Source organism: Corynebacterium pygosceleis, assembly GCF_016595275.2.
In the GTDB taxonomy this organism is placed as follows: Bacteria; Actinomycetota; Actinomycetes; order Mycobacteriales; family Mycobacteriaceae; genus Corynebacterium; species Corynebacterium pygosceleis.
Map to the genome: position 1 here is coordinate 361,144 of NZ_JAENIQ020000003.1, position 16,335 is coordinate 377,478.

13 protein-coding genes are annotated in these 16,335 nt (G+C 66.2%); 9 read left to right on the forward strand and 4 right to left on the reverse strand.

The features are described 5' to 3' along the window. Window positions 1–7: 7 nt before the first annotated feature. Window positions 8–727, reverse strand: a complete 720-nt coding sequence (locus JIM94_RS08125) for a LysE/ArgO family amino acid transporter (RefSeq protein ID WP_200251708.1) — start codon at window positions 725–727, stop codon at window positions 8–10. Between the two features lie 70 nt (window positions 728–797). Here JIM94_RS08125 and JIM94_RS08130 point away from each other — a divergent pair, with 70 nt between their 5' ends. From JIM94_RS08130 to JIM94_RS08140, 3 genes are all read left to right on the forward strand, one after another. Beyond that, window positions 798–1,676, forward strand: a complete 879-nt coding sequence (locus tag JIM94_RS08130) for a LysR family transcriptional regulator ArgP (protein WP_200251710.1) — start codon at window positions 798–800, stop codon at window positions 1,674–1,676. A 39-nt stretch (window positions 1,677–1,715) separates the two neighbouring features. Further along, the gene (locus JIM94_RS08135; RefSeq protein ID WP_248086084.1) at window positions 1,716–2,477 is read left to right on the forward strand and encodes an HNH endonuclease family protein; all 762 of its coding nucleotides are present in this window, start codon (window positions 1,716–1,718) and stop codon (window positions 2,475–2,477) included. 92 nt (window positions 2,478–2,569) lie between these two features. Further along, the gene (locus JIM94_RS08140) at window positions 2,570–3,511 is read left to right on the forward strand and encodes a DoxX family protein (RefSeq protein ID WP_200251712.1); all 942 of its coding nucleotides are present in this window, start codon (window positions 2,570–2,572) and stop codon (window positions 3,509–3,511) included. Between the two features lie 181 nt (window positions 3,512–3,692). Here the strand turns inward: JIM94_RS08140 and ilvD are convergent, their stop codons facing one another. From ilvD to JIM94_RS08155, 3 genes are all read right to left on the reverse strand, one after another. After that, a complete protein-coding gene (ilvD, locus tag JIM94_RS08145; protein ID WP_200251725.1) occupies window positions 3,693–5,534 on the reverse strand; it encodes a dihydroxy-acid dehydratase in 1,842 nt (613 codons plus the stop codon). 66 nt (window positions 5,535–5,600) lie between these two features. Next, window positions 5,601–6,311 carry a PH domain-containing protein gene (locus JIM94_RS08150; protein ID WP_200251728.1) on the reverse strand — a complete coding sequence of 237 codons (711 nt, stop codon included), beginning with the start codon at window positions 6,309–6,311 and terminating at the stop codon, window positions 5,601–5,603. Between the two features lie 76 nt (window positions 6,312–6,387). Continuing rightward, window positions 6,388–7,968, reverse strand: coding sequence for a mechanosensitive ion channel family protein (locus tag JIM94_RS08155; RefSeq protein ID WP_200251731.1), 1,581 nt, complete (start codon window positions 7,966–7,968; stop codon window positions 6,388–6,390). 495 nt (window positions 7,969–8,463) lie between these two features. Between JIM94_RS08155 and JIM94_RS08160 the strand changes: the two genes are divergently transcribed. From JIM94_RS08160 to JIM94_RS08185, 6 genes are all read left to right on the forward strand, one after another. Beyond that, window positions 8,464–10,350: an acetolactate synthase large subunit gene (locus JIM94_RS08160; RefSeq protein ID WP_200251734.1), complete on the forward strand. Its 1,887-nt coding sequence runs from the start codon at window positions 8,464–8,466 to the stop codon at window positions 10,348–10,350. After that, entirely contained in the window at window positions 10,350–10,874 is a 525-nt protein-coding gene (gene ilvN / locus JIM94_RS08165; protein ID WP_200251741.1) for an acetolactate synthase small subunit, read from the forward strand. The genes JIM94_RS08160 and ilvN overlap by 1 nt, the downstream gene beginning before the upstream one ends. A 211-nt stretch (window positions 10,875–11,085) precedes the next feature. Further along, on the forward strand, window positions 11,086–12,099 hold the full coding sequence (gene ilvC / locus JIM94_RS08170) for a ketol-acid reductoisomerase (RefSeq protein ID WP_200251742.1): 1,014 nt from the start codon (window positions 11,086–11,088) through the stop codon (window positions 12,097–12,099). Between the two features lie 641 nt (window positions 12,100–12,740). Continuing rightward, complete coding sequence (locus tag JIM94_RS08175; RefSeq protein WP_234039165.1) at window positions 12,741–14,096, forward strand: MmgE/PrpD family protein; 1,356 nt, start codon at window positions 12,741–12,743, stop codon at window positions 14,094–14,096. 33 nt (window positions 14,097–14,129) lie between these two features. Continuing rightward, entirely contained in the window at window positions 14,130–14,963 is an 834-nt protein-coding gene (locus tag JIM94_RS08180) for a phosphosulfolactate synthase (RefSeq protein WP_200251760.1), read from the forward strand. Between the two features lie 361 nt (window positions 14,964–15,324). Continuing rightward, the gene (locus tag JIM94_RS08185) at window positions 15,325–16,329 is read left to right on the forward strand and encodes a cation diffusion facilitator family transporter (protein ID WP_200251763.1); all 1,005 of its coding nucleotides are present in this window, start codon (window positions 15,325–15,327) and stop codon (window positions 16,327–16,329) included. Window positions 16,330–16,335: the final 6 nt, after the last annotated feature.

Genomic DNA, 16,335 nt, shown 5'->3' on the forward strand with positions numbered 1-16,335 from the left:
TCCGCCGTCAGTGGAGGAGGAGGCGGAAGGCGATAGCGACCATGACGATACCGATGGCGATGTTGACGATGCGTGCGACATCGGGGCGGGAGAGCGGGCCCGCGAGTTTCTTCGCTCCGTAGCCGATGGTGGGCATCCACACGGTCGATGCCGCCAGTGCGCCGGCCGCGAAGTACCAGCGGCCGATCTCCCCGTACTGGTTCGCGATGCCGCCGAGCATCACCACGATGTCAACGTAGGCGGCGGGGTTCAGCCAGGTCATCGCGAGCGCCGCGAGGACGGGCTTCACCCATGCGCGCTGAGGGGCGGTCCGGCTGGCCCGGGTCGTCCGCTCGGCGACGGCCACCGCTCCGGTGCCGCCCGTCGGTGCGGCACCGGAAGGTGACGTCGGAGCCGGTTCATCGGGCGTGCCGGGGGCGGCACCGTCGGACCCGAAGGTGTCGACCGTGGGGCGGAAGGCGTCCCGGAAGGAGGTGAAGGCGAACCATATGAGGTAGGCGAAACCGAGGTACTTCATCACGTCGAGGATCACCGGCGCCCGGTCGATGAGGACCGCCACCCCGGCGGTCGAACCGAGGATGAGGATGTACTCGGAGATCAGGCACACGGCGACGACGGCACCCACGGCGGTCCGGCGGATCCCCTGGCGGAGCAGGAGGGTGTTCTGCGGTCCGATGGCGATGATGAGGGACAGTCCCATGAGGAATCCGTGGAGTGCGATGTTCATGACGTCGATGATGACACCCCGGCGTAATTAAGAAAAGTTAAAGTTTTTCAATGTACGTTAGAATCACTTCATGAACCCGATTCACCTGGCCACCCTCCTCGCCGTACTCGACGAAGGTTCCTTCGAGGGCGCGGCCGATTCGCTCTCCCTCACCCCGTCTGCGGTCAGTCAGCGGATCAAGGCACTCGAGTCCCAGGCGGGACGGGTCCTGGTCCGACGGACCAACCCGACGACCGCGACCGCGGCAGGGGAGGTTCTCGCCCAGGCGGCCCGCCGGATGGCGCTGCTCCAGGCGGAAACCGACGCACAGTTGCGTGGCCGGATCGCCCGGGTCCCGCTCAGCGTCGCGATCAACGCCGACTCACTGGCGACCTGGTTCACCCCGGTGTTCGGTGACGTCGCCTCCTGGGACTCGGCCACCCTTCAGCTCCGCGTCGAGGACGAGGCGCACTCCCTGAAACTCCTGCGTCGGGGAGACTGCCTCGGGGCGGTGACCCGGGAACACGCCCCGGTTTCCGGCTGTACTGTCAGTCCCCTCGGTGTCATGCGTTACCGGGCCGTCGCCAGTCCCGCACTCCGGGACGCCTACACCGTCAACGGTCGGCTCGACTGGGCGGCGATGCCGGCGCTCAGGTACGGCCCCAATGACAAGATCCAGGACTCGGACCTGGCCGGACGGGTCGCCCAACCGCCCCGGCACCGGAGAATCTCACAGATACCGTCCTCCGAGGGGTTCGTGGAGGCCGCGCGGGCCGGTCTCGGATGGGGGCTCGTTCCGGAGATCCAGACCGAGGATCTGCTCGACGCCGGGGAGCTGGTGCTGCTCGATGAACGGGTGTCCGTCGTGCCGCTCTACTGGCAGCACTGGCGTCTGGAGTCGCCACTCCTCCAGAAGCTCACCGATTCCGTGATCGCGGCGGCACGGAGAAGACTCCAACCAGTGGCCTGACCTCCCGTTTACGGCGGGACAGTGCTACGGTAGCCGGTTGTGAACATCCCGAGACCCCGTCGACGTGGCTTCATTCCGGCTGCGGCCGTCGCCGTTTTCCTGGTCACGGGCGCCATCGTCCTGGTGTCCGCCCTGTGGGGTGCGGTCGAGGACGCCCGGGGTGGGGGATCGGGTGGTTCCGGCGCCGTCACCGCCGCCGGTGAACCGGATCCCGGAGAGTGGCCCGGTCCCCAGCTCTACCGTGACATGCTCGCGGAACTCGACGTCCGTGAGCGGGCACCGTTGACAGGCTACGCACGTGAGGCGTTCGGGCAGCGGTGGAGCGATGACGTCGAGGTCGAGTTCGGGCACAACGGCTGTGACACCCGGAACGACATACTCGCCAGGGATCTGATCCGGGTGGAGTTCCGGCCCGGAACCCGGGACTGCGTCGTCCAGTCGGGACTGCTCAACGACTACTACACCGGCACCCAGATCGACTTCGTCCGGGGCCCGAATACGAGTAACGCCGTCCAGATCGACCACATCGTGCCACTCGCCGACGCCTGGATGAAGGGCGCACAGGGCCTGGACCCGGAGTTGCGCCGTGCGTTCGCGAACGATCCCGACAACCTCATCACCGTCTCCGGGCCGATGAACCAGGAAAAGGGGGCTGCGGACGCCGCGACGTGGCTGCCCCCGAATCCGGACTTCCGGTGCGAGTACGTGAAGAGACAGATCACCGTGAAGCACCGCTACCACCTGTGGGTGACTCCTGCGGAGCGTGACGCACTCACCGCCCAACTGTCGGCGTGTGGCTGACACGGAGTTCTCCGTAACGATTTTGAGTCGAATTGCCGACGCGCCCGGGGTGTATCTCGGAAAAATGCTGCGGCTCACATACTGTGCTGTGTATGACCGCCAACAATGATTCCCGTCCCGACCGGGCTGTGCCCGGAGACTTCGATGACACCGACATCCCCACCTACGCGCCGCAGGCGGACGCGGACGGCGCCCCCGACACCGGGGTGCCCCGTGACTCGGTCTATGACCGCGCTGGCCGTGCCGCTCCCCGGTCCATCGGCGCCACCACCGATGACACCGCAGCCACCGCCACGTTCCCGGCCCCCGGGCAGAACGCCGCGCAGCCCGTGGACACGTATGCCGCACCGCCCGAGGACACCTACGCCGACACCGATTTCGGTCCCGGACAGCCCACGACCACGATGCCCGTGATGACCGGCTCCGCGGTCCCGGCACAGCAGGCGTCCCAGGTTCAGGTCACCGATCACGGTTACGCCGGGGAACCGTCCGGGGAGAACGAGCTCGAGACCAGGCGCGGCACGATGGATTTCGGTCTCTTCCTGATCCGGCTCTTCTTCGGCGCCCTGCTCATCCTCCACTCGGTGTCGGTGTTCTTCCGGCTAGGCAACGGTGGCGGCATTTCCGGTCTGGAGGAGCAGTTCGCAGGCTACGACTTCGCGGGTGTCCTCGCCGTCGCCGTCCCCGGCGTTGAACTCGCCGCCGGTGTCCTCCTGGTTCTCGGCCTGGTAACCCCGCTCGCGGCGGCGCTGGCCACCGTGGTGACGGCGTTCCTCGCGCTCCACCAGATCAACATCGCCGACACCCCGGTCAACCCCTTCCAGTGGGGTGACGGGGTCCGTTTCTCCGTCCTGATGACCGTCGTCGCGGTCGGGCTCCAGCTCACCGGCCCCGGTCGTGTCTCCCTGGACTTCGCGCGCAGCTGGGCACGTCGCCCACTGTGGAGTTCCATCGTCTTCACCCTCATCGGCATCGGCTGTGCGGTCGGCCTGTGGTGGCTGGTCACCGGCGGTGCCTACCCGTTCAGTAGTTGACCGGGACAGCACCCACAGAGGCGTCGTCCACCACCGTGGGCGCCTCTTCCCGTCGATACGGTGACCGGGTGGAGTAGTGGCCGGGTAGGCCGGCTGCACCGTTTCCCGTACGACACGGAAGGGGGGGTGGGCACCCGTAGAGGGGTGCCCACCCCCCCTTCCGTGTCCGGAGTCGGTCCGGTCAGTCGACCTGACGCACCGCGCCCTTGTCGGCGGATGTCGCCATCTTGGCGTAGGCCCGCAGTGCCTTACTCACCGTGCGCTGACGGTTGACCGGCTGCCACGGCTTCTCGGAGGCGTCCATCTCCCCGCGGCGACGTTCGATCTCCGCGTCATCGACCTCGAGCTGGAGAAGTCGGTTGTGGATGTCGATGGTGACGGTGTCCCCGTCCCGGATCAGACCGATCAGACCACCGTGCGCGGCCTCGGGGGAGACGTGACCGACCGAGATACCCGAGGATCCCCCGGAGAAGCGGCCGTCGGTGATCAGCGCGCACTTCCGTCCCAGGCCCGCACCCTTGAGGAACGCGGTCGGGTGCAGCATCTCCTGCATGCCGGGGCCACCTGAGGGACCCTCGTACCGGACGATCAGGACTTCACCGGGCTGGATCTCGCGTTTGAGGATGACGGAGACCGCCTCCTCCTGCGATTCCACCACCCGGGCGGGGCCGGAGAAGTGCCACAGTTCCTCGTCGATGCCGGCGGCCTTGATGATCGCGCCGTCCGGGGCGATGTTGCCACGGAGGACGGCCAGGCCACCGTCGACCGTGTGTGCGTGCTCCACGTCGTGGATGCAGCCGTTGACCGCGTCGGTGTCGAGGGAATCCCAGCGGTTCTCCGTGGAGAAGGGCTCGGTCGTCCGTACCCCACCGGGGGCGGCGTGGAATAGCTCGACCGCCTCGTCGCTGGCCTTCCCGCTACGGATGTCCCAGGCGTCGAGCCAGGACTGGAGATCGGGGGAGTGCACCGAGTGGACGTCGTCGTGGAGCAGCCCGCCACGGTGGAGCTCGCCCAGGATGGCGGGAATCCCGCCGGCCCGGTGCACGTCCTCCATGTGGTAGTTCGAGTTGGGGGACACCTTCGACAGACAGCCGACCCGGCGGGAGAGGCCGTCGATGTCGTCGAGGTCGAAGTCGACCTCGCCTTCTTGCGCCGCCGCGAGAATGTGCAGCACGGTGTTCGTCGAGCCACCCATGGCCATGTCGAGAGCCATCGCATTGTCGAAGGCGTGCTTCGTCGCGATGGACCTCGGGAGGACGGAGGTGTCCTCCTCGCCGTAGTAACGGCGGCACAGTTCGACGACAGTCTCACCGGCTCGTGTGAACAGCTGCCGCCGGGCCTTGTGCGTGGCCAGCGTCGAGCCGTTGCCCGGCAGGGAGAGCCCGAGAGCCTCGGTGAGACAGTTCATCGAGTTGGCGGTGAACATACCTGAGCAGGAACCGCAGGTGGGGCAGGCGGAGGCCTCGATCCTGGACAGCCCGGGTGCGTCGACGCCCTCGTTCGCCGACGCGGAGATCGCGGTGACGAGATCCGTGGGGGCGTGGGCGATGCCGTCGACGACGACGGCTTTGCCGGCCTCCATCGGGCCGCCGGAGACGAAGACCGTCGGGATGTTCAGCCGCAGTGCGGTGTTGAGCATACCCGGGGTGATCTTGTCGCAGTTGGAGATGCACACCAGAGCGTCGGCGGTGTGCGCGTTGACCATGTACTCGACGGCGTCCGCGATGATCTCGCGGCTGGGCAGGGAGTAGAGCATGCCGCCGTGGCCCATGGCGATGCCGTCGTCGACGGCGATGGTGTTGAACTCCTTCGGGACACCGCCCGCCGCCGTCACGGCTTCGGCGACGATGTCACCGACATTCTTCAGGTGCACGTGCCCGGGCACGAACTGGGTGTAGGAATTCGCGATGGCGACGATCGGCTTGCCGAAGTCGTTGTCCTTCATTCCGGTGGCGCGCCAGAGTGCGCGGGCACCGGAGGCGTTGCGACCGACTGTGGTGACTCTTGAACGTAAGGGGATCATGGGGGCTGTCTTCTACTTGTCATGGGGGGTGAGTGGTGTCCGTGGAAACGGACGTCGGCCTATGTGTCAGGGTTCGTCGCGTCGGTTGTCGCCGTCACCGGGGCGGGACGCGCCCTGTTCCCGGATGACGGGGTTGCCCTCTGCGTCCGCCTGGTACCAGCCGCCGGGTTCCATGCCGCTGTGTCGTTTCGCGGCGGCACGTTCCCGCTTCGCCCGTTCGATCTCCTCCTGGGCCGCGAGGATCTCCCGGGTGGCCTCCTCCCGGGACTTCGCCACCTGGTGTCCGTCGCGGCGCATCACCACGACTCTGTCATCCGCAGCGGAACGACCGGCGGCGATGACATCGGGGATCCGTCCGGCCGACGCTGCGGCGAGGTCCGGGACGCTGTTGAAGGACACGCCGGGGAGCGGGAACTCCCGCCCGTCGTGGAAACGGGCGTGGGAACTGCCCGAACCGAAACGGATCCCGGCGAAGTCCCCCCAGCTGACGCTGCGTTCCCGTGAGAACGCGTAGGTGGCGGTGATGCCGTTCTCGGTGATGGTGGTGTGCGACCTCAGCGCCCAGTAGGCGTAGATGAGGGGAAGGAACAGAATCCAGAACAACCACTGCGGTGCGGCTCCCACGGTGAGCAGACTGGTCAGCAGCATCAGGCCGGCACCCAGGACGTGTGTCCGGTCCGGCCGGAACACGGTGGTGGTGACCGGTGATGTTCCGGTGGCGCCGTAGGCGTCGGTGCCGCCGGAATCGGGGTCAGCGTCAGGGCTCGTGGAGGACATACCCGCTGATTCTATTGAATGGCCGGTAGCCGAGTCACCTCGGGGTCAGGGGTTGGTCGCGGAATCGGCTCCGCCGTCACCCGCGGGGGGCGTCCGGGACTGTTGTCCCGGGGGACGTGGAACCGGACTCCGGGGTGGTGCCGGTCGGTGACGGTGATCCGTTCCCCGTTCCGGGGTCGTCGTCCGTCGGTGAGGTCTCCTGGGGTGACGATGAGGGCGTTGTCGAGGATGTGGGGGAGGGCGTCGTTGTCGTCTTCTCGGGGGAGAGGACCTCCTGAGGGGTCGTGGTGAGGATGTCCTCGGCCTCCTCGATGTCACTCGGGTCGAGGGTGAACCCCTTGAAGAAGAGCAGTGCGACGAGTACGACGCAGAGCCCGGAGGTGGAGGGGCGGACACGGCCACCGAAGGAGACGGCCCTCCGCCAGCCCGTTGAGGCGATGCTGTCCCCGGAGACCGCCGAATAGACCTCTTCGCCGGGTTCGGACGGGCTCTCGGTGTCGGACGGGTCGGTGGTGGACACATCGGAACGGGACCGGTCACTGTCGGTCGCGGTACCGTCCGTGGCACGATCCCGGGGTCTCGGTGAGAGTCCACCGGAACCGGACGCCGCAGCAGCTGCGGCGGCGCCGGATCCCCGCACCGGGGTGTGCCCCTCGCCACTGTCCGAGACCTTCCCCGCCTCCCCCGCTCCGGTGCGGCGTGTGCCGTCGGGGGTGTCATAGTCGACGTCGATGAGCGGTGCACGGGTGAGCGCCCGTTCGAGCAGTGGAGCATCCGCGTCGAGGGTGTCCCTGACCGCACCCGAGATGGTGGTGGCCGAGCCGTACTCCTTCCAGAACTCCTCGATGATCTTCGTCCGCACGGCACGCTCCACGGCCCACTGGCGTGCCGGGTTCACCTGCACGATGAAACGCATGTTCACCATCCAGGGCATCCCGACGGTGTTCGGTTCCTCGACCCCGACCGACGGGTGGACATCGAGTTCACCGGTGACGTCCCTGGCGATATCGGGTTGCTCCAGTGCCCGGAGGGTGGCGTCGGTGGACCGTTTGACGGCGTCGTCGATTGAATCGGAGCCGAGCAGCGGGATGGGCATGACGACGACGGCCCGGGCCCAGTAGTTGGAGTGGTTGATGCACACCCGGGCCGTCGAGTTGGGGATGTTCACGGTTTCACCGGCGAGCGTACGGACCCGGGTGGCGCGCATCGTGATCTGGATGACGTCACCCTCGACATCTATCCCGGAACCCTGGAACCGGACCCAGTCGCCCACACCGTACTGTTTCTCAGAGATGATGAAGAATCCGGCGAGGAAGTCGGCGATGATCGACTGCGCGCCCAGGCCGACAGCGGCGGAGATGACCGTCGCGGGGATCGCGGCCCCGGCGAGCGGAACGCCGAGTTGCTTCAGTGTGGCGATGGAGAGGAGGAAGTAGGCGATCAACTGGATCAGGTAGACCGCTGTGCCGACGATGGCGAGGCGTTGCTTCGACTCCTGTTCATTCGGATCGAGGTGCCCGGTGATCAGTCTGATGACGAGGCGACCGATCCTCGGCACCAGGAAGGCGATGACGATGGAGATGGCGAGATCGATACCTGGATCGACGATCCACTGCCACCAGCTGGACAGGATGTAGGAGATGGGTAAGGACGGCATGGGGAACAGGGTAACGTGCCGGAGGGGGTCACTTCACGGGGTGGGGTCCGACCGGTTCCCACCCCCGGATTCCGCAGTGGGGGATGCCCGGACAGGTCCATCGATGTGCTCCATGTCACTTCAGGGGCGGTACGGATACCCGGCCCCCTGTCCCACAGGGTGGACGGGGGTATGGGACGGGTGGTGTGAATTGTCGGGCGCGGGGTGCTCCTGTGTAACATCTCGTGGCATGAACAACATTCGACTTGTACTCGTAAGCAGCCGGCGTTTGCCATAGCGGCCGTACAAGTCGTGAAGTCAAACGCCCTCGGCACCACCACATGAAATGGTGAGTGAACGGGGGTTTTGTTCATTCTCGACCTGGTTCGGCCGGATTCCTCCGCACCATCCACCGCCGGTGTCCGGGTGGTGGAACGGGGAGGGGTCGCCCGTTCGTCCCAGTAATTCCCACTGATCGTTTTTCACCGAGACCATCCCAAAAAGGAGCCCGACGTCGTGAACGTGGCAGCTCGTCAACACCCCAGTCCCGCCATGCTGGCGAAGGATGCGCAACCGTCCGCCCCCGAGCGTATGACCGGAGCCCAGGCAATCGTCCGCTCGCTCGAGGAACTCGGGGTGGACGTCGTATTCGGCATTCCGGGCGGTGCGATCCTCCCGCTCTACGACCCCCTCTACTCCTCGGAGAAGGTCCGGCACGTTCTCGTGCGGCACGAACAGGGGGCCGGGCACGCCGCCGAAGGTTACGCTCAGGCGTCCGGTGAGGTCGGAGTCTGCATCGCCACCTCCGGCCCCGGTGCGACGAACCTGGTCACGCCACTCGCTGACGCGCACCTGGACTCGGTCCCGGTTGTCGCGATCACCGGGCAGGTCGGGCACACGCTGCTGGGTACCGACGCCTTCCAGGAGGCGGACATCCGGGGCATCACGATGCCGGTGACGAAGCACAACTACATGGTCACCGATCCGAACCGGATCCCCGCGGCCGTCGCCGCAGCCTTCCATCTCGCATCCACCGGGCGCCCCGGCCCCGTCCTCATCGACGTCCCGAAGGACGTCCAGAACGCCATGTGCGACTTCGTCTGGCCGCCGGACACCCCACTCGCCGGGTACAAACCGGTCACCACCCCGCACCACCGGCGTGTCGAGGAGGCCGTGCGGATGATAGCCGGGTCCGAGCGCCCCTGTCTCTACATCGGCGGCGGTGTCATCAAGGCCGACGCCCACGCCGAACTGCTCGCGTTCGCCGAGTACACGGGAATTCCCGTCGTCACCACCCTGATGGGGTTGGGGTCCTTCCCCGACAGTCATCCGCAGCACATGGGTATGCCCGGCATGCACGGTACCGTCTCGGCCGTCGCCGCCATGCAGCGCTCCGATCTCCTCATCACCATCGGTGCGCGGTTCGATGACCGGGTCACGGGTGACCTCGACAGTTTCGCCCCGGACGCCAAGGTCATCCACGCGGACATCGACCCCGCGGAGATCTCCAAGATCCGTCACGCTGACGTCCCGATCGTCGGTGACGCCCGGGAGGTCCTGGACGCGCTGCTGACCATGTACCGCAAGCTCGACCTGGACCGGCCGGACATCGGCCGCTGGGTCTCCTATCTCAACGGGCTCCGGGAACGGTTCCCCCGTGGTTGGTCGGGCAACGACGACGGGATGATCTCGCCCCAGTACGTCATCAACACCCTCTCCGAGGAGGTCGGACCCGACGCCATCTACTGTGCGGGCGTCGGTCAGCACCAGATGTGGTCCGCCCAGTTCATCGACTACGAGAATCCCCGTACCTGGCTCAACTCCGGCGGGCTCGGAACCATGGGTTACGCCGTTCCCGCAGCGATGGGGGCGAAAGCGGGCATGCCGGACAAGGAGGTCTGGGCGATCGACGGGGACGGCTGTTTCCAGATGACCAACCAGGAACTGGTGACCTGCGCCGTCGAGGGTTTCCCCATCAAGGTCGCGCTGATCAACAACGGCAACCTCGGTATGGTCCGCCAGTGGCAGACCCTCTTCTACGAGGGCCGCTACTCCAATACCCGACTGCGCAACCAGGGTGAATACGTGCCCGACTTCGTCAAGCTCGCCGAGGCTCTCGGCTGCGAGGCGATCCGTGTCACCCGTGAGGAGGACGTGGTCCCCGCCATCCGCCGTGCCCGGGAGATCAACGACCGCCCCGTCGTCATCGACTTCATCGTCGGTGAGGACGCCCAGGTCTGGCCCATGGTGGCGGCCGGTCACTCGAACAGTGACATCCAGTACGCCAAGGGCCTGCGTCCCCTGTTCGACGAGGACTCGGCGGCGACGGCACTGGCCGACGTCGACAAGGCCATCGAAGGCAACGCGCACGACGCCGCCAAGCACACCGAGGAGAAGAACTGATGTTCCCGAAGAACCGCTACATCCTGTCCGTCCTCGTCGAGGACGTCGACGGAATCGTCTCGCGGATCGCGGGACTGTTCACCCGCCGCGGGTACCCGATCGCATCCATCGTTTCAGCGATCACGGACATCGACGGCATCAACCGGATCACCATCGTCATCGATGGTGATCTGGCGGACGAACACACCATCGAACAGATCACCAAACAGCTCAACAAGCTCATCCCGGTGCTCAAGGTCGTCCGGCTCCCCGACGAGAACACCGTCGCCAGGGCCCTGATGATGGTCAAGGTCTCCGCGGACGCCGGGAACCGCCCGCAGATCGTCGACGCAGCCAACATCTTCCGGGCCCGCGTCGTCGACGTCTCGCCGGACGCCGTCGTCATCGAGGCCACGGGAACCCCCGGCAAGCTCAGCGCGCTCCTCGACGTCCTCGAGCCCTTCGGTATCCGGGAGATGATCCAGTCCGGGGAGATCGCGCTCTGTCGCGGGCCGAAGACCATGGCTCCCTCCAACGCCCGCTGACACCCGTTCACCCCACCGGTATCACCGGGCGTCGGCACGCACCCCGTCCCACACCCGGTATCCGCACCGCGCCCACGAGGCACCGTACTCCACCGCTTCTCCGGCACACCCGCCGGATGGCACGGGGAATCACCATCTAAGCTGGAACACACCGCATCCGGTGCGTTCAACCCGTACATCTCAATCCCGTAGAAAAGGAACACACAACACCATGGCCATTGAAGTGCTCTACGACGACGACGCCGACCTGTCGATCATCCAGGACCGTAAGGTCGCGATCATCGGCTACGGTTCCCAGGGACACGCACACGCACAGTGTCTCCGGGACTCGGGCGTCGAGGTCTGCATCGGCCTCCGTGACGGCTCGAAGTCCGCGGACAAGGCCCGTGAGGCCGGTTTCGAGGTCAAATCCAACGCCGAGGCCGCGAAGTGGGCCGACGTCATCATGCTCCTCGCCCCCGACACCTCCCAGGCGCAGATCTTCACCGAGGAGATCGCACCGAACCTCGTCGCCGGCAACGCCCTCTTCTTCGGTCACGGCCTGAACATCCACTTCGACCTCATCGAGCCGGCCGACGACATCACCGTCGCCATGGTCGCCCCGAAGGGTCCCGGACACCTGGTCCGCCGTCAGTTCGTCGACGGCAAGGGAGTTCCCTGCCTCATCGCCGTCGACCAGGATCCGAAGGGAGAGGGCCGGGATCTCGCCCTGTCCTACGCCGCAGCCATCGGTGGCGCCCGCGCGGGTGTCATTCCGACCACCTTCCGCGAGGAGACGGAGACCGATCTCTTCGGTGAGCAGGTCGTGCTCTGTGGTGGACTCGAGTCCCTGATGATGCAGGGCTTCGAGGTGCTGACCGAGGCCGGTTACGCCCCCGAGATGGCCTACTTCGAGGTTCTCCACGAGATGAAACTCATCGTCGACCTCATCTGGGAGGGCGGCCTGGAGAACATGAACTACTCCATCTCCGACACCGCCGAGTTCGGCGGCTACGTCGCGGGCCCGCGCATCATCGACGCCGGAACCAAGGAGCGCATGAAGGAGGTCCTCACGGACATCCAGGACGGCACCTTCGTCAAGCGCCTCATCGCCAACGTCGAGGGTGGCAACAAGGAACTCGAGGGCATGCGCGCGAAGATCGCCGAGCACCCGATCGAGAAGACCGGTGTCAAGCTGCGTGACCTGATGAGCTGGGTCAAGAACCCGCTCGACGCCACCGCCTGATCCGACTTCCGCGGTACATCGCCGGACACCCGCCGGGTGGTCGTCCACGGACGACCACCCGGCGGGTGTCCGTCTGTCCGGGAGCTGTCCCGCTGTGGTTGCGGGTCGGGGTGCCGGGGCGGCGTCGGGGGGTTTGCGGGGGTGATTGGGGGTTGGGAAATTTCTTCTCCGTCGATTTCTGGTGTAAATGGCGTGTGGGGGTGTTGAGGGGTGGTTGGGGTGACGTGTTCCGCATCGTTCCCCGGGTGAGGCGTTCACGGGGTTTGCGGCGCGGAACCTGACAGGGGTCACTTCGACCTGTGGACCGCCGCAGTGTCTGTCCCAGCGACGACGACTGTCGGTGGGGCGGTGACGGTTCCCGGATGAGGTGTCGGGGCGGGGGAGGAAAAACGGGTGGGGTGGGGGAGTGAGGCGCTCCGGTGGGACCCCGTGCGCAGGGTGACGGCGGGGAGCGGTTCCGGTGTGGAACCGTGCTGAAACCGAGGTACGGAAGGTATTGACACAAAACAGGACGCTCGTACTGTTGGGGCCAGCCTTCGTCAACAGTGTGGGGTGTGGGACGGCGGACGCCGTACCTTCCGAGGCTGCCCCACCGGAAAGGTATGTACCCCGTGACCACGACCCGCACCGAAGTGCAGCGGATGGCCGACTTCGCCGCGAACGCCAGGCTCGAACAGATGTCGCCGGAGGCACTCGAGCAGCTGAAGATCCGCGTCCTCGACACTCTCGGCGTCGCCATCGGCGCACTCGACTCCGACGTCCTCGTCGCCATCAGATCGCTCAACGGGGATCTCGGCGGCAACGGACAGGCCACTCTCATCGGCGGCGGAAAGACCTCCGCCGACCTCGCCGCGTTCCACAACTCCGCGGCATCCCGCTACCTCGACTTCATGGACGCCTACCTCGCCAAGGGGGAGACCAACCACCCCTCCGACAACATGGGCGCGGTTCTCGCCGCCGCCGAGGTTGCCGACGCGTCGGGACGGGACTTCCTCACGGCCTTCGCCGTCGCCTACCAGATCCACACCCGGCTCTCCGATGTCGCACCCGTGCGTGCGCTCGGTTTCGACCACACCACCCAGGGCGCCTTCGCCGCCGGTGCGTCGGCCGCACTCGCCCTCGGCCTGGACGCCGACGCCATCGCCAACGCCGCCGCGATGACGGCGACCGCCAACGTCGCGCTCCGTGTCACCCGCACCGGCAACCTGTCCCACTGGAAGGGCCTGGCCTACCCGCACACCTCAAAGGAGGGCATGTTCTACGCACTTCTCGCGGGGAAGGGAATCACCGGCCCCGAGGAGGTCTTCGAGGGGAACAAGGGATTCAAGGCGCTCGCCGGCGACTACGAACTCGACTGGTCGAAGGAGGACCTCGAGTCCGTCACCCGCACCATCATCAAGAAATACAACGCCGAGATCCACTCCCAGTCCGCCCTCGAGGCGGCGCTGGAGCTCAAGGGGAAGCATGACTTCGATCCGGCCGAGATCAGGGAGGTGCGCCTGACCACCTTCGACGTCGCCTACTCGATCATCGGTGGTGGGGAAGAGGGGGACAAGCGCTCCATCCGGACCAAGGAGGAGGCCGATCACTCCCTGCCGTGGATGCTGGCCGTGACGATCCTCGACGGTGAACTCAACCCGGCGCAGTACGAGCCGGAGCGCATCGTCGCCGATGACGTGCAGACGCTCATGGGCAAGGTCACCATCACCCCGTCGGACGAGTTCTCCGACCGGTTCCCGAACGAGATGCCGGCGGATCTCGTCATCGTCATGAACGACGGCACCGAGTATCACGCCGTGGAAGCCGCCTACGACGGTTTCCACTCGCAGCCGCTCGACTGGGACGGTGCCGTCGCGAAGTTCACCGCACTGGCCGCCCCCTTCGCCGATGAGGCACTGCGCACCGAGATCTGCGACACCGTCCACCGCCTCGACGACGTCGCCCGGATCTCCGAACTCACCGACCTCCTCGCCCGGGTCTCCACGACCCGCTCCTGATCCCGCACCGGAAACAGAAAGGAAATCACCACCATGTCCAACGCCATCGACTTCGATGTCTCCTTCAACTTCGTCCCCCGCGCCAAGCGTCCCGCGAAGCCGCGCTCCTACGGCATGACCGAGATCCGCGCCCCCTACTACGACACCTTCGGGACACGCCATCTCCAGGACGTGTTCGACATGGCCGGGCAGTGGGTCGACGGCATCAAATGGGCCGGCGGCTCCTTCGCCCTGTGCCCGCCGGAGCAGGTCCGCAGATTCTCCGACATAGCCCACGAATATGACGCCTACGTCAGCTCGGGTGGCTGGATCGAGACCGTCCTGCGCTACGGTGACGACGCCGTCGACCACTACCTCAAGGAGGCCAAGGAGGTCGGTTTCGACGTCATCGAGATCTCCACCGGCTTCATCATGCTCCCGACCTCCGGCCTCGAGCGCCTCGTGGAGAAGGTCGTCAAGGCCGGCCTGAAGGCGAAGCCGGAGCTCGGCATCCAGATCGGTTCCGGCGGTGACTCCTCCGAGGCCGAACTCGCCGCGGAATCCGCCAAGGACATCGGGGACCTCGTCGACCGGGGCAAGCGCGCCCTGGACGCGGGCGCCTCGATCATCATGATCGAGTCGGAGGGCATCACCGAGAACGTCAGGGAATGGAACACCGGCGCCGCGGCGTCCATCATCAACGGACTCGGCCTCGAGAACGTCATGTTCGAGGCCGCGGACGGACCCGTCTTCGAGTGGTACGTCAAGAACTACGGCAACGAGTGCAACCTCTTCGTCGACCACTCCCAGGTGCTCCAGCTCGAGGGACTGCGCCAGAACATCTGGGGCAACAAGTCCACCTGGGGTCGCGTGATCAACCCCCACTGATGTCACGGGAAAACATCTGAAGCTCACGGGCTCCGCCGCACCACCGTCGTGTCACCACCCGACGGTGGTGCGGCGGCTTTTCCGCCCGGAGCACCGGCGCCGCCGCGCGCGCCGGTGCTGGGGCGACCGCCCCGGACACGGTGTTCCCGGGGGTGGATGGGGGTGATGCAGGTCGGGGAGTCGATGAAACCGGCAATCGTTTCAGGTAAGGCGGTGCTTAGTTCTTTGCCCTTGTGGTGAGGGGTTTTACGGTGCACCGCAGTCGATAATGGAGGGGATTCTTCATGTGTTACCGCAGCGTAACCCCCACACGTTTTCAATAAGGTTTCAATAAGGGGTTGGCTGGGATAGGGTCTAGCCCATGAGCGACACCACGAGAATCGGGGAGCATCACGAGCACGACCACTCCCACAGCGCCCACGTCCACGACCATGACCATGGCGGGCACGGGCATGGTCACGACCATGACCATGGCGGGCACGCCCACTCGCATGCCCCGAAATCGCTGAAGGCTCTGATCGGCGTCATCATCCTGACCACGACGATCTTCCTCGCGGAGGTCATCTTCGGTCTGCTCTCCGGTTCGCTCGCGCTCCTCGCGGACGCCGCCCACATGCTCTCCGACTCCGCGGGACTGGTCATCGCGCTCGTAGCCATCCTCATAGGTCGGCGTGCGGCCAACACCTCCGCGACCTTCGGATACCGACGAATCGAGGTCATCGCCGCAGCCGTCAACGCGTTGTCCGTCGGCGCCATCTCCATCTGGATCGTCATCGAGGCGATCAAGAGACTCGGTGGACACGGGGAGATCGACACGACGATGATGCTCGTCGTCGCCGTCATCGGTCTGATCGCCAACGGGGGATCCGCGCTGCTGCTCGTACGCCGTCAGCACGACAGCATGAACATGCGCGGAGCCTACCTCCACGTCCTCTCCGACATGCTCGGATCCGTCGCCGTCATCATCGCCGGACTCATCGTCCGTGCCACCGGATTCATCCTCGCCGACACCATCGCCTCCATCGTCATCGCCGCGATCATCCTGCCCAGGTCCATGAGGCTGCTCCTGGACGCCATGCGGGTCCTGATGGAACGTGTCCCCGGGCACGTCGATCTGAACGAGATCCGCGTGGCGCTCGAGGAGATCCCCGGGGTGGAGACCGTCCACGACCTCCATGTGTGGACCATGGACGGGAACGAGCTCATCGCCACCTGTCACCTCGTCATCGAACCGGACCGTGTCGAATCCGGCTGCAACATCCTCGACGTCGCCAACCACCGGCTCGAGAAGATCGGTGTCTCCCACGCCACCATCCAGATCGAGACCGCCGACCACGCCGAACACGAGGCCGAGGTTCACGACTGACGCTCC

What these genes read in the sequence shown, in the direction of transcription:
- ilvN (WP_200251741.1), top strand. Translation starts at nt 10,350, where the DNA reads ATGTTCCCGAAGAACCGCTACATCCTGTCCGTCCTCGTCGAGGACGTC.
- JIM94_RS08180 (WP_200251760.1), top strand. Translation starts at nt 14,130, where the DNA reads ATGTCCAACGCCATCGACTTCGATGTCTCCTTCAACTTCGTCCCCCGC.
- JIM94_RS08175 (WP_234039165.1), top strand. Translation starts at nt 12,741, where the DNA reads ATGGCCGACTTCGCCGCGAACGCCAGGCTCGAACAGATGTCGCCGGAG.
- JIM94_RS08185 (WP_200251763.1), top strand. Translation starts at nt 15,325, where the DNA reads ATGAGCGACACCACGAGAATCGGGGAGCATCACGAGCACGACCACTCC.
- ilvD (WP_200251725.1), bottom strand. Translation starts at nt 5,534, where the DNA reads ATGATCCCCTTACGTTCAAGAGTCACCACAGTCGGTCGCAACGCCTCC.
- ilvC (WP_200251742.1), top strand. Translation starts at nt 11,086, where the DNA reads ATGGCCATTGAAGTGCTCTACGACGACGACGCCGACCTGTCGATCATC.
- JIM94_RS08140 (WP_200251712.1), top strand. Translation starts at nt 2,570, where the DNA reads ATGACCGCCAACAATGATTCCCGTCCCGACCGGGCTGTGCCCGGAGAC.
- JIM94_RS08130 (WP_200251710.1), top strand. Translation starts at nt 798, where the DNA reads ATGAACCCGATTCACCTGGCCACCCTCCTCGCCGTACTCGACGAAGGT.
- JIM94_RS08125 (WP_200251708.1), bottom strand. Translation starts at nt 727, where the DNA reads ATGAACATCGCACTCCACGGATTCCTCATGGGACTGTCCCTCATCATC.
- JIM94_RS08155 (WP_200251731.1), bottom strand. Translation starts at nt 7,968, where the DNA reads ATGCCGTCCTTACCCATCTCCTACATCCTGTCCAGCTGGTGGCAGTGG.
- JIM94_RS08150 (WP_200251728.1), bottom strand. Translation starts at nt 6,311, where the DNA reads ATGTCCTCCACGAGCCCTGACGCTGACCCCGATTCCGGCGGCACCGAC.